11 protein-coding genes and 1 pseudogene are annotated in these 13,769 nt (G+C 60.3%); 11 read left to right on the top strand and 1 reads right to left on the bottom strand.

Annotation, left to right across the window (positions count from 1 at the left end; all coding sequences use genetic code 11):
- Window positions 1-210 precede the first annotated feature (210 nt).
- The 11 genes and pseudogenes from MRBLWH12_RS00060 to MRBLWH12_RS00010 all read left to right on the top strand — a co-directional run.
- Window positions 211-417, top strand: a complete 207-nt coding sequence (locus MRBLWH12_RS00060) for a hypothetical protein (RefSeq protein WP_363544671.1) — start codon at window positions 211-213, stop codon at window positions 415-417.
- A 941-nt stretch (window positions 418-1,358) separates the two neighbouring features.
- Window positions 1,359-1,775, top strand: a complete 417-nt coding sequence (locus MRBLWH12_RS00055) for a hypothetical protein (RefSeq protein ID WP_363544669.1) — start codon at window positions 1,359-1,361, stop codon at window positions 1,773-1,775.
- Window positions 1,776-1,923: 148 nt separating this feature from the next.
- Window positions 1,924-2,313 (top strand): hypothetical protein, encoded by a 390-nt coding sequence (locus MRBLWH12_RS00050; protein ID WP_363544666.1) that lies wholly within the window; start codon window positions 1,924-1,926, stop codon window positions 2,311-2,313.
- The gene (locus MRBLWH12_RS00045; RefSeq protein ID WP_363544663.1) at window positions 2,310-2,753 is read left to right on the top strand and encodes a hypothetical protein; all 444 of its coding nucleotides are present in this window, start codon (window positions 2,310-2,312) and stop codon (window positions 2,751-2,753) included. The genes MRBLWH12_RS00050 and MRBLWH12_RS00045 overlap by 4 nt, the downstream gene beginning before the upstream one ends.
- A gap of 308 nt (window positions 2,754-3,061) precedes the next feature.
- Window positions 3,062-3,622 (top strand): hypothetical protein, encoded by a 561-nt coding sequence (locus tag MRBLWH12_RS00040; protein WP_363544660.1) that lies wholly within the window; start codon window positions 3,062-3,064, stop codon window positions 3,620-3,622.
- A gap of 147 nt (window positions 3,623-3,769) precedes the next feature.
- Window positions 3,770-4,102 carry a hypothetical protein gene (locus MRBLWH12_RS00035; RefSeq protein WP_363544657.1) on the top strand — a complete coding sequence of 111 codons (333 nt, stop codon included), beginning with the start codon at window positions 3,770-3,772 and terminating at the stop codon, window positions 4,100-4,102.
- Between the two features lie 319 nt (window positions 4,103-4,421).
- A complete protein-coding gene (locus MRBLWH12_RS00030) occupies window positions 4,422-4,574 on the top strand; it encodes a hypothetical protein (protein ID WP_363544655.1) in 153 nt (50 codons plus the stop codon).
- Window position 4,575: 1 nt separating this feature from the next.
- Window positions 4,576-4,746, top strand: coding sequence for a hypothetical protein (locus MRBLWH12_RS00025; protein ID WP_363544652.1), 171 nt, complete (start codon window positions 4,576-4,578; stop codon window positions 4,744-4,746).
- A 520-nt stretch (window positions 4,747-5,266) separates the two neighbouring features.
- Window positions 5,267-5,980, top strand: coding sequence for a PD-(D/E)XK nuclease-like domain-containing protein (locus tag MRBLWH12_RS00020; RefSeq protein WP_363544649.1), 714 nt, complete (start codon window positions 5,267-5,269; stop codon window positions 5,978-5,980).
- A gap of 605 nt (window positions 5,981-6,585) precedes the next feature.
- The gene (locus tag MRBLWH12_RS00015) at window positions 6,586-6,837 is read left to right on the top strand and encodes a hypothetical protein (RefSeq protein WP_363544646.1); all 252 of its coding nucleotides are present in this window, start codon (window positions 6,586-6,588) and stop codon (window positions 6,835-6,837) included.
- An 897-nt stretch (window positions 6,838-7,734) separates the two neighbouring features.
- Window positions 7,735-7,917: pseudogene (locus tag MRBLWH12_RS00010) on the top strand (hypothetical protein); the annotation flags it as partial.
- A gap of 5,620 nt (window positions 7,918-13,537) precedes the next feature.
- Here MRBLWH12_RS00010 and MRBLWH12_RS00005 read toward each other — a convergent pair.
- The coding region (locus MRBLWH12_RS00005; protein ID WP_363544643.1) for a hypothetical protein at window positions 13,538-13,769 on the bottom strand (232 nt) is incomplete at its 5' end.

Below are 13,769 nucleotides of genomic sequence, written 5' to 3'. Positions count from 1 at the left end.
CTTGCGTTGGTCTAACTAGACCTGATACGGTCGTTTCATGACCCAGAACATCCCACCCAGGAGAAGGCCCACTGCGGCTGAAGATGTTTCACCGTTGACCGCCGGTCGCCGTGAAGCTGACGCACTGACTCGTTCCATGCGGGACGTTTCAGTTCGTGAGCTTCTGGTGGCCGGCGGTCTTCGTGCATTGACACCACGGGAGCTGCTGCGATGACCGATCCCGTACTCGCGCCTTGCATCCTCGCGTACTCGATCCCCAACTTCGCGAAAGCCGTCGACCTGTCCATCGAGAAGGTCAGACAGCACATCAACCGGGGCGAACTCGTCCCCTCCTACGTGGACTCCAAACCGCTAATCATGCGGGAAGAAGGCGAACGCTGGCTACGAGCCAGACCCGCCGAAAAGCAAGACGGCTGATCCCCGTTACCTGATCCGGCTCTACCGACTCGCTGTTGGTAGCGCTACTCGTCGACCCTTCGCGGTTGGCAAATCCCCAGCTCGTCCCAAGGAGGACGAAGGGATGAACAGAACTTGCAGGAGTAGACGCGTCACGCAGACGGCTCCGATACCTGTAAGCGGGATCGTGCACAACCTCACCGACCACCTGTCGGCCAACAGTGCACGTGAGCAGACCACCACAGAAGCGGATCACCTTTTTCGGGGTGTAGCTGGCTGGACGCCATAGGTGCGATGGGCGTAGGGCTTGGGGTGTGGAGTTCAAATTCTTTTGACAGTTCGCCGCCATAGATGTACGGGCGGAACCAGCCGCGATGGGTCAAGCGGATAGCGCGGGTTGGTCACCGCGAACCATTCCACAGGGTTAGTGGAAGCCCTCGAGCCTGTAATCGGTCGACTCGGAGTATCACCGAGCGAGGGCACAAGTCGAGCTGACGACGTTTTGCGGGTAGCTCCCGGAAGACAATCAGCGGCCTGGGTTGTTTGGCAACGACCGATGTACACGGATGATGCGGGTTCAAGTCCCGTCCAGGCGCTCGGGTCTGCGGTTCTGAGGATGTAGCGGGCAGGGGTGTCCGTGTTCTCCCATGACCCTGGGGGCTGATGCTGCAAACATCAGCCCCCAATCTCATTTTCTTACCCGAAGCAAAGGAGCTTGCCATGAATGATGTAGCGACAATCAGCGAACTTGAGCTGATCGTTTTTGGTGCTGATGATTTGAAGTGCGAGTCCTCACATACGGATGCGATCACCGAGCCGTGCAGCCACACCGTCGTGGCTCGAGCACGAAAGAGGTGCGACGGATCTACAACCCTGTGGTGCACGGGTGCTCACGCTTCGGGTACGCGAGCAATGGCACTTGGTACGCACATTTGCGCCAACTGCCGAGCCAATGTCAATGCTTGCTGGTCGGTGATCTCGATCTGATGTGCGCCTACAAGGACGTAACGCTTGCACCGGATGACATTGAGTGGTCTACGGATCGCCCAACGAATCCGGTCAAGGAGGCCGTGTTTGATGACGCGTGTTTCCGCAGCATTCTCACAGATAAGGGTGCACGCGAAACCTTGGAACTGTTTCACAAGTTTCACCGCGACATTGCAAACCAACTGATTGTGCGTGCTGTGACTGATGCGTGCGAGTCGGAGTGGACGAGACGTGCGGTGCATGTGTGTCGGGCTGCGAAAGTACGGCGTGATGTTGCGCGGCGTGTGTTTCAAGTCGAGCACGGCGTGGCGGCTGAGTTGGAGTTTCGTCAAGCGTTGCGGCGTAAATACCCGCGTGCCGTATGGGGATCAGACATGGAGGAAGCGCGATGAGGGAAGTATTCGGTCAGTTGGCGATGGGTTGGGGTTCGCTCGGATCAACAGAGTCATACGCGGCGACGCAGAAGCGAACGGCTCGACAGGAAGCACTGCATGTTGCCGCGGTGTCTCGACGTCGTAAAGCGAAGCGTGGAGGCAAGCGATGACCAGTGGCGAAGAACTGATCGAGGAAGCCGCAAAGGCGCTGTTTATGGATGGAGACGGGCTGGATTCTTCGCCCGAAACTCGTGCCATCTGGGAGCCGCGAATCCGTGCCGCTCTCGCCGTGTTTGAGAAGGCGCGCGGTCCGATGTGTATCTGCACCTCGGCTATCGCAGGCATCAGTGACGGCCCAAACGTTGACTGCCCGCACCACGGGCAGGGCGAGACTTGGCAAAAAGTGTCACGCGGATTCGACGGGACTCGACGCGCGTACGAAGCGTTGCAGGATACGACCGTCCGGGCCGTTCTAATGTGCGCCCATTGCGGCGATACGGCTCCACGGGTGCCGAGCCGAAGGATCGCGTTGGGATCAGAAACAGAAGGTGTGTGATGACAAGACGTGAAGAACTGATCGCGTTCATGAAGAGGATGACTCCGGTCGCACATGATCCCCTAGCTCAATTCGTGGCCGAGATGTGGGCGTTGAAGTTCATGCGGGAATTCCCGGACTTCGAGAAGGCGCACGCCCCGACCGACGACGAGCAGGAAGCCGCACAGCGACTGCTCAGCGACGTAAACCCTCAGCACCGTCCGGCGATCGCAAGCATGCTGTCCGATGACATTCGTATCGTCGCGAGCGCGGTGATCAGGAAGGTGCGCACTGCGGGTCTGGAGGTCGAACCGTCTGATGCGCAGGTGCAGCGCTTCATCGCCCTCGTGAAGCTCCTGAAGTACGACCTGGAACGGCCGGGCGAAAGCGGAGTTGTGCTTATGCCCCCTTACCTGATTCACCGACTCAACCAGGCGCTTGAAGTTGTGTCCGATGCCTAAGCGCACGTTCTGTCATGTGCGGCATATCTGCCACCACTGGTTTGAAGACGAGTGCAGCACGGCCTGTGACGAGGGAAGGCATGATCACGCGATCAACTCCCCAACATGCCCTGATGAACCCGCCGTACCAAAGGAAGCATGATGGATGACGTCGCCACTGCACGGGTCAACCTGCAACACCGCATCCGTTCGCTCGCATGGGTACAGAGGTTCGGCACACTCGCACACATCGAACAATGCACCCAAAACGTGTTAGCCGCACGATGGGCACTCGCACACGCACAAGCACGAGAAACAGGAGACGACGCATGAACGAATTCGTGGCAAGCAACGGAGTCAAGGTCTGGGTAGATGGCATCTCGGGAATCGTCAGCGTGGCGAGTTCGAATGTCAAGACTTTCCCCACGGAACGCATCGACCCCGTGGACGCCATTGCCCTGCGCGAGTTCTTCCAGCATGAGCGTGACGAAGAACTCGGGCGGTGGCGATCGACCATCGATGCGAACTGGACGGCAGCCCTCGATGCGGAAACTGGGTGGGTCCAGTTTCGGAAAGACGATGGACTCCACGAGTTCTCCATGACCAAGAGGAACCCGTCGCTTACTGGGTGGTCATCTTGCCTGCAAGCGATTGGGCGCGAGTATCTCGATGCTCACCCGGAGCGCAAGCCTTGGGAAGATGCGACACCCGGACAAGTCTGGGATGTCGACTTGGAGTATGGCGGGGTGCGGGCGGTCGTCGTCTACTCTGCGCGCCACGCTGAACCGATTGCCGTGTTCCGCGACCCGTACACGCAAGTTGAGTACGAGACGGATGACAGCACTATTCGCGATGCCCGTCGCATCTACCCGGAGTCTGACCATGTCTGAGGATGAGATTTTCCGTCGTACCGCAGCCGCATACCCCGCACACATGGTCGAACGCATCAACATCAACCACATGTGGAACGAAATCGGGCACGCACTCGGGAACACGGTCACATTCATGAGCGACAACGAACGCGAAAGGCTGATGCGATGAAGAACCAAGTCGCATCTCTCCCAAGAGTCGACATGGCCAGCCTCAGAATCTCAAAGCACGCCGTAGAGCGCGCCCTGGATATGGGCATCGAAGGCGACGAGATCGTCGGCACAATCACGAAACCCGAGTACGGGTACTGGTCGAACAAGCATCAGGCGTGGTGCGCGAAACGGGGACGCGTGGCCATTGGATTCCGAGCCGAAGATCACGATCCAAACAGTTGGGTATTGCTTACGGTGCTGTGGGCTACGGAAGACGCGTGGGAACAAGACGCGGCCGTTGCTCCATTGTCAACCGGTCGCAGTCTCAAGAAAGGCTGGGAGAAATGATCCCCTTGCGTTACGCGGCATTCCTAGCCGGCGCAACCACACTTTTGTGTCTCGCGCAAACACCCAACAGCCCCGCAACCATCTGGTTGACGGGGTTCTTTTTCATCTGCTTCGGGACAGTCATTTTGACATGCCGCGAACCAAAGACAAGGAGACACTGACGTGCACTACGCAATCGTGAACCGGCATCGCGAAGGCACGAATCAGACCTGCAAGTAGACCGGGTCTACACCGGTTTCTGGACTATCGCTGCTGCCGAATCATACAACGAGCGGTTCCCAACGCCTGAATACAACTTGATCGTTCCTTGGAGTGTGACATGAACGCTTTCACGTTCCCGCTGCGTCAACACATCTGGCAGGAAGACGGCATCTGGTGGCTCAACACCGGACTCGTCAACATCCCGCACCCGACATGGGCCGACGCATGGTCCCACGCGGCTTTTATTCATCGCATCAGGACCGAGGTGTGACATGACCATCGACCAGGCGCGCAACACACTCAGCGTCAAACTCGTCGACCTCGCATTCGCCCAACGATCAGGCGACCCAACACGCATCCAACACGCACAAGACGCCGTAGAACATGCCGAAAAAGTGCTCGTTGAAGTCACACTGCGCGACGAAGGCGGCTGGAAGCCATGACGAGCAACCGGGGTCAGAACGTGTACTGCGGATTCTGCGGCCACATCGGAAAGGTCTATGCCAGCGAAAGGCACCCCATCTCATGGTGGGTCGACAAGCTCAAATACGAGCACGCAGACGAGACGCACAGCTAATGAACTGCCCGGTTTGCAAGGGTCACGGCTGGTATCTCTACTCGCGTGATCCCGACCTTGACGACCTCTGCTCATGTCCAGCCGGTGACCAACTCAGATCACCCGCGAAATGACACTCAAGCTACTCATGAACGCATTCAACGAAGAGAGAACGCTGTGACTTTGACCCCAGTCTGGCCGTGCGATCGAGGAACCGGGCGACCGATCGGATATCACAACTACACGGCAACTCAGCATGGAGTTTGCTGCACCTATTGCGGAAAGCGGGCCTGAACGGTGATCGACTACTCAATGCCTGACGAGATTTACCATGCGCGCCCCGAGCTATCCAGCACCGGGGCGCGAACACTTCTCCCTGAGTTCAAGGGTTCGCCGGCCAAGTTTATTTGGGAGAAATCGCACCCGAGAACGTCACGCGCGTTCGACATCGGGCATGCAGTCCACGCGAAAGTGTTGGGCACAGGGTTGCAGGCGGTTGCATACCCGGAAGACCTGCTCGCATCGAACGGTGCCGCATCCACGAAGCTCGCCAAAGACTGGGCGCAGGAACAACGCGACAACGGTTTCGTGCCCATGAAGTCCGTCGAAGTGAACGTCATCAACAAGATCACCGAAGCGTACTCGCGAACACGGACGCGCGGAAAGTACTCGAGCAGCCACACCGCGAAACATCCATCTTCTCGACGTCGCCTGAAGGTGTGCCGGTACGTGCGCGGTTCGACATCTACGGGAACACGGCGGGTGCAGACCTCAAGACCACGGCAGACGCATCGCCCCGAGGGTTCAACCATCACGTTGTTGAGTTCGGTTACTTCGTGCAGCACGCGTGGTACGACGACGTGCACTTCTTCGAAACGGGCGAACGGCTCGACTCGTTCAGCTTCATCGCCGTCCAGACAACCGGCCCGTACCACGTTGCCGTCTACCCGCTCGACGTCATGTACCTCGAGATCGGACGCAAGCTGCACGAGAAGCACGCGACGTGTATCAGCGATGCCTCGTTGAGCCGCGAAACACGTGGCCGGGGGATTGAAGGCGACACATGCTCGCACCGCCCAAACTGGCTTGTGTATGAACACGAGGAACAGGTGACCTTCTGATGGCATCGTTTTGACAGCTTCTACGACGCAGAGATCGAGAGTGGCAGACCAAGGCATTCGATTGCCTCTGCGACGCTACAACGTAGGTGACCGCATCCGCACCCCCAACGAGGGGCATCGAGATTGCGTATCAGGGTAGCATCTTTGGGACCGTGTGGGAGCACACCTCCGACGTTATGACAGCTTGCGCCACGATCGTCGACGAGAAGCTCGTTGAGGTTCCGGCTCGGCGCGACGAATCGCTGAGGCTGTGGACTACTGCGCGGTGGATGGGATCGACACCCGAAAGGAGCATGACCATGGACGTGTCTAACCGCCATTGTCGCGAAGTCAGACCAACTCAATGCAATCGACCTGACGGGCCGCGATGTACTCTGTGACCAATCGTTGACGTGACGCCGGGTCCAGCGGATCAGCCCGTGCACATCATCACCGACACTTACGGCCATCACGCCCATTCAAGGCATCCAAGACGGCACTGCAGGGACATCGTTCAGGCGTGGGCCCCGACCGACCTGCATGGGTTGGTCGACGCCTCACACTGTGGAATGACCCCGTCTGTCTTGAGGGCGGGCAAACCTGTCGGCGGAATTCGAGTGCGCGCCATGAGCCACATTGATGCAGCGTTCAACGCGAACCATGTCATCACGCGCGGGAAGACCGAACAAGTGATGATCCAGACCGCTTCCCGATGCCGCACCTGTCGCACCCGAGACGCTTGCGCGAAGCCCTCGCCGCAATTCACGACGCAACCGACATGGGCACACTCCGACCAGATCGAAGACTACGCACGCAAGATCGGCATCCACGGCGACGTATCGGATGCGATCATTGGCGAACGTGGACAACTGACATAGAACGATCCAACTTGAGGGCGCGCACTGAAACACACGGTGCGCGCCCTTCTGCAACCCAGGAGGAACCCGTGAGCACCATCAAGCACATCGAACAACGCTGATCGCCGATCTCGACCACCGCGCGTTGGGCCGGATCGATCTACACGTACGGACAGATCCAGAAGCGGCTCCGAGAAATCATGGACGCCGACCGCGTGCGCCGCGCCAAATGGGGAACTTTGCACGCGACAGTACAGGCGGTTGTTGCGGAAAACGCCACAGTTGCGCACCCGCTTGGACGAACTTAACGCTGACGTCGAAGAGATCCTGTCCAACGCATCGCACAACGGCATGGAGCCGGCTAACGTCGATGCCATCCGCTCACAGATGGCATCCCTCCGACGGACTGCGCGCACAGATCAACCCCGCTCCGGACGCGGTCCCAGATGTTTTCTCTGACACCGCGCGGCGCGCTTGACGACCTCACCCGTTCGCGGAGGGTCGGGATGACGCGCAACCGTGCATCCGCGAAGACGGGCAGGAACCGCCATGGAATCACTCGTCGCCAACTTCCTCGCATTCCGACTCGCTGACGACCGGATCGAGAGGGGCGCCAAATCAGGCAGCAAGGACCGCGGCGACATCGGCGGATGTACGCATCCCCGGTGGCTCGCGTCTCGTTATCGAGGTCAAGAACCGTAAGCAGCAGATCAACCTCCACGGAAGGTTGCGTGAAGCGAAGTTGAACCGCGGCAACGATGACGCCGTGATTGTGTTGTCTGCCCCAACGTCACGGCTCAGCGAACCGGCGGCATCAGCACGTCACGATGCACGCTCGAGACGTTTCGCAACCCCTGCTCGAAGGTGGCGTGACAATGACGAAGAGGTAGGGAGACCGGTCTTCGTTACGAAGGCAGCTATGCGGTCAGTAGCGCCGGGCGAGTTCGGAGCATACCGCGTTCGGTTACGCGAACGCGATGGGCGCCGTGTTCACATTATCGCGGGCAGGTACTTTCCCTCAAGTTCCAGCATCATTACTGGGTGTGGGTCTTTCCATTGAATGGGGACAACCATCTCATGTGCGTCACCCATCGTTTGTGAGGCATTCCCCGGCCAGAAGCCATCGGGTCATGTGGTGCGTCACCTCAATGGTGTCAGACGGACAATGAGTCATCAATCTCGCATGGGGTACGCCAGCCGACAACCTCGGCAGACAATGGTGGCGCACGGAAATAGTACGCGCCAGCCAGACCCATGCAAAAGAGGCCCCGAGTTCACGCCCGAGAACACCCACGTAACGCGTGCAACAGGGCGTTTGTACGGGCCTGTGATCGGATTCACAACAAGCGGGGGCAGGCCCCAGAAGCGCTGCGGCGAAAGGCGAACTCGGCCGACGATCACCTGTCGCGTTTGCGGTCGCAGTTCCAGAGTTCGCTCGGAAGGATTCTTCTGTCCGCCGAATGCACGACAGGCGTCGCGGCGTGTTGAGTTCCTGAATAGACGGAGAGCAATCATGCGCGTGTACACGGATCAACAATCTACGGCCCGAGCACCTGGGTCAGGGATGCTGCTTGCTCGCACCACCGATGTAGAGTTACTATGGTTTCCGGCTCATGGTGATCAGCCACCCGCAGACAAAGCGTCAACGTCGCAACCGTGTGCCGTGGACAGTATGCCCCGTGCGTGAACCCAGTGTACTCTCGAGTTCGCGATACGCACCACGTCCGCACTCGGGCCATTTGGGCCGGGTATGCGGGAGAGACCCCTTCGATCTTAGAGGAGAACCGCAGCATGCGCCTGACCTCGCACCAAGTTCGGTGCCCAAAATTACGCCCATGACACACCCGACGCACGTCTGCGGGACGTGTCGCAACCCGTTCACGATCGGGAATCCACTAAGTCCCAACACACCGGAGATCTGAATGAGAGGGAGGCGTCCAGATGCCACGAGATCAATGTGGTGAATCGCGCAAAGCACGAAGACTTGTGCCTACGCCCAGAGAATTCGCCGGATGGATACACCTACTTGATCGCACTGGGGATCAGGGCGTAGACGCCACTGTCCAGGTTGGTTCGACTTGTGGCGCCGCGACGTTGGCGCGGCTAATGACCTGATGGGCGGCGCGGTGGTACTGATCATCAGATCGTCGCATGAGGTCCAGATAGAGACCGAGCTAGATGAATCTCTCGGCAACATTCGCTGCGCCAGCATCGAGTCCATGCAGCAAGCAGAACCGTACTTGGGTTCCACGTTGGTGCCGGGGAGATGGAGAGTACCGGGTGACACATCGACATTGCACTACAGGTCGCCAAGGAGGTGCTGTCCGGTGGCTGACAAAGACGACGATGTTTGCCCCCCCCCGTTTCCCATCGAGATGGCCCGCAGCACCGCAAGCTCATTGGCTCTCAGATCCTGCGTTTCGTGCGATCCTTCGAGGGCCACTTTCTCATTCGCGGCGGATCGTTGTTCTAGATGGCTTCCTCGCTATGACGTCGTTGGTGCTGAGGCGGTGGGGGGGGGGTGCCCAGGGGGGGGGAAACCGGGGTGCCGCCTGTCGTAGGCATCCACGATCCGAACCCGTCCGTACTTGGATACCCGCGTCGCGGGGCGGTTGGCAGACTCCATGACTTCGAGCGAACGCATCACCCTTTGCAGGCCAGAGATTCCATGCACGCAAAGAAGCGCGGCTGACGTATTCGGCCACGAGGTCGGGCCGCTGGCCTGAATCACGGTGCGGCAAAGAGATGGCCAGGCGTCTAGCGAACCCGTTGGCACCACCATAGCTCAGACGCCCGGGACCGAGTACAGAGCCCCGCGCCTGACCCTTTGTCCCGCCGCTGACCGCGTCCGACCACCGGACATCGGCTCTCTATCCCTGCATGATGATGGCGCACCCACAAACCAACACCCACCTCGACAAGGCCGCATCACCTACCCTGGTACGTCAGGGGTCCAGACGTATACCGCGGTATCCGAGCCACACGCCGCCGAGCCCGCAAACCGTCGACTCCAGCGCGTCAAGGGCTGGAACACGGGCCTTCACGCACTGAGCCTTGCGGAGGCACGGCGGTCCGCGTTCACCTACACAGCGACAGGGCCGTAGCACCGGTCCCGGGCAAGCAGTCGCCCACGGATCGTTATTTGCTGCCATCCTCGCGATCGCGTGCGACGGAAGGCCTCGACACGCATGAACGCCAATCGCGGCAGTTAGCGACTTACGCGACGGCGGTGACCCCGGATGCTGATGGTTACGCCCTCCTGAGTTCTGGGGCGTTTGGCCGCCGGGTTGACTGCTAAAAAAAAAAACGACAGGGTGCGGCGTGACGCACATCATGGAACTACTATCCGCCGACACTCACCGATGTCGGGGTCCGTCGTCGGCACGTGTCGCCGCAGCACATTCGGTGTACATGGATGCGTTGTGCGGTCCGTCTCTGGAGAATGCGTTTCGAGATGAAACGTCTGCTCGCGAACGATCAGCCGTGGTGACAACAGGCCAGGATGACCAGCTTGTCCTCGATGCCTGGAGGAAACGATCGGCCACCTCGCATCTCAGGACGCGTACACGGCGGTTGTGGCTCATAGGCGTGATTCGACTGAGTATACTGGATGCCTGGTCCCATCACACGGTTGCGGTGGTCTCGGTCCCTGTCCTCCGAGGCGTAGGTACACGACTGTGCTGGAGGTCACGGAATTGCCGGGGGCTCCAGGTGGATGGACGAATTCGACGTGCCTGTATTGCGCGCCGAGGCGAGGCAGAACCCGCCATGACTCGGCCCGATGATTGGGTGTTCTCGTAGCGGTTTGCACCGTGAAGCCGCAAGACCACCCACTCACTAGTGCGGACAATCATGCGTGCCCGTATAGCGTACATCCCCGGCGACGACCCAGCACCTACTGGAGGACACGATGCAGGTGACCGTGGACAATCCCGACCCGATTGGTTGGGCGATGACTGACCCATGCGGAGAAGCGTGTGGCCACAGACCACTCCGAACCACTGTCCCGGTGGTCTCCGTGCTCAAAGCGTTTCCGGTCCGGGAAAGCGGACGGGAAGGCCACCATCGATATCGTTGACCCTGTAGGAGGCCTGTGGACGTGGTCGACGGGGGTGCCATCATGACTGGCCCCCGGGTTATTGCGCGACATCGTCTTTGGGTGAGACGCGGTGGAGATGGTTCGTGTTGCCGCGCCGGTCCACTCTCACGTTGGCGCCGCCTCAGTTCGATCGTGCCGACAAGTGGGATGGGCGACCCTGTCCGAAGGCGCCACCGGCTCGCGCGTAGCCGCCAGCGACGTGACGGTCGGTGGTGTCCACGCCGCCGAATTGTCAACCGTTGTAAAGGCAACCGGTTGCGCCGGTTTGACTGCGGCGGGTGAGGTTGTGCCGGAACCTCACGCAGCATCCGCACCTACAACGGGGGTATACTCCAACGCGCGATGGGCCACTTGCAACGGCGCTGTTGTGATGACGGTAGTCATGCATTGGCCGTGGCTATCGTCCGGACTTTGCATCGCCGACACAGCCAATCGCAAGCACGGGAGACACCCGATGCGCCGAACCTGTTCTCAGGCGGCGCTCCGCGGCGCAGCTCGCCAACACCCTCCCCAACAATGCTCGGCGATGCTCGGATGGCGCCGATGGACACTTACCATCCTCGGGTTCCCACGACCTCGAGGAGCCGCCCGAGCTGCTGCTGACACGCCTTTCCGACGACCCCCCCGCTGGGTTCGCTGTGAGTGGACCACGCACGCAGCGAGGGGACCGCATGAGCACAGGCCAACACCCACACGCTCCGAGGGTTTCGTGGTGAACGCTCTCGCGGTGCGTGACCGATCCCCGGCATACGGGTACGTCCCGGTCACCGTTCCGCGACACCCCACGGCACGACTCGACCACGACCCTCACCCGTGGGTGGCTGCCGGCGACACCAGCACTGGTTCTCAGTAATCGTTTGGGATGCCGCCGTCGCACCCGATACCTCGCCCACCAGTGTTCCCAGCAGTCGCTATGTACCACCCTACACGGGTCCGCCTGCACCACGCGGGTCCCCCGAACCACAGGCCCGGGCCCCGCTACGCCGGTTTGAGCACTGAGTTGGAAAGTTTTGCACCCGCTGCGGTGTACAGCCCGCGCGCAGACCAGCCTCCGCCCGCCACGACGTTCGCCGCTCGGCACCACTCACAGGGACCCGTGGCGCACCACCAGGACGCTTCGGCCGCATGAGCTCCGCGCCCATGGGCTGCCGCAAAGCCGTCTCTGCCGGGTATCCCAAGTTCTCTACTTCAGTCCGCCCCCGGTGCGGTTGACTTAGAACCGCCCCAAGGGCGTCGACTTAGGAACCACCTCACCGGGGGCTACACCCTACCGCATCCGATTAACCGGCCGCTTGGCGTGGCTGTCCATGGATTCTACCCCGAGCCGTCAGTGCAAGGTTTCAGACACCGGACACCGATGGACACTCGGTTCCCGTTCCGAGCGTGTGGCAGATCGGGCAGTTTCACCACAGGTCGGCACAGCGCGTTCGGATGGCTGCTGGATCAAGCCTGTATTCCAGTCGCGTCCCCTGGCTACTCACCGCTGGGTGGCAGACGGCGCCCTCGAGGCCCGCTCGTTCTCGGGCCACCGAGACGGCATGGGATTCACTCAGTGACCCGGTCCACAGTTTCCACTACGGGCATGACACTCGTCCCAACCTGTGACACGACGCGGCTTGCCAGGTAAACCCGGAGCCACCCTGCGGCTACTGCCGCACCTATGCGATCCGCTCGGCGTGTTGAGTGGCTGGCTGATTGGCCGAGGGCTTCATGCCAACCGCGGCCCATACCGAAAACCGTGACACTGCGCGCAAGTACCCGGGCTGGCGGACCGTCGACCCAGCATGGGCTAGTCGGACGTCTGGTCATTCCGCCGGCATTCGCACCAGAAACAAACTGGGTTGTCAGGCATCCGGCCCACCCGATCCCACTGCACAATCGCCGGCGGGAACTAACTCTAGAAGAGGTTTCCAATGGTGCTTCCACCTCGCATCCCGATGTCGCTGTTCGGGTTTTTGTGCCGCACCCGTCAACTCACCCGAAAACACGCAGGCTGCCCAACCCGGTCCTGTGCGTCGCGAACTGTCCCGGAAGGAAACGTGATGAACGAAGCGACACGCATCCGAGACGAAACTAGCGTTTTCGCTCTTTAAGCGCGACCTCGCCCGACGCCGGGACGTTTTCGCGCGGTGGGCCGCTTGGCGGCCTACCGGGAGATACGCATACCGGAGTACATCGATAAAGGCGGATGACCCTCTTGGCGTCTCTGTGATCCGAGCGCATCCACGGCAACGGACCTTCAGAGCCGTCGTCGAGGTTCCTGCCAGGCGCGCGTGGCTTGGCTCCGACACCTCCTTCCTCCGCGGCCGCCCTAACTGCCGGACCGCTCACGGTATCTCGCGCGCGCCCGTATTGCAATCTCGGACACTTCTGGAACACAGACAAGAGGCTTACGAGCCGGGGTCGTTGACCTGTGTAGTGATGGACGAGTGGCGGTCTGACGGTGGAACACTCATCTACGGACGGCACCCCACAACTCCCACGAACAACATCCCTCCGGTGTCGGACGGCATTCTTCTGCTGGGACCAAGGAAACCACACTGTGAGCGGACCGCACATCGGTGGCGCATGGACGAGGCCTATCACCGTTCGGCACACTCGCTCCCGTGAGTACCTAGACGCTCACCAGAAGTTGAGGCGCACGGCGCATGCACCTTTTAGCGCGGCATGGACGCAAGGTACGAGTACTGTGGCGCGGCTGCGGGCCTGAGAGCTACTCGATGACGCGACGAACGACTGATGTTCTACGTCATTCACAAGCTCCTTGAGGGTACACATAGCCACCTCGACACAAATTCTGTTTTCAGAGTGGCGCATGATCGCGGGCGCCAGCGGGAGATCGCTTCCTTGCATC

This window comes from Microbacterium sp. LWH12-1.2 (assembly GCF_040675825.1).
In the GTDB taxonomy this organism is placed as follows: Bacteria; Actinomycetota; Actinomycetes; order Actinomycetales; family Microbacteriaceae; genus Microbacterium.
Note: the sequence above shows the minus strand (reverse complement) of the source record. Positions and strands in the feature narration are given on the sequence as shown.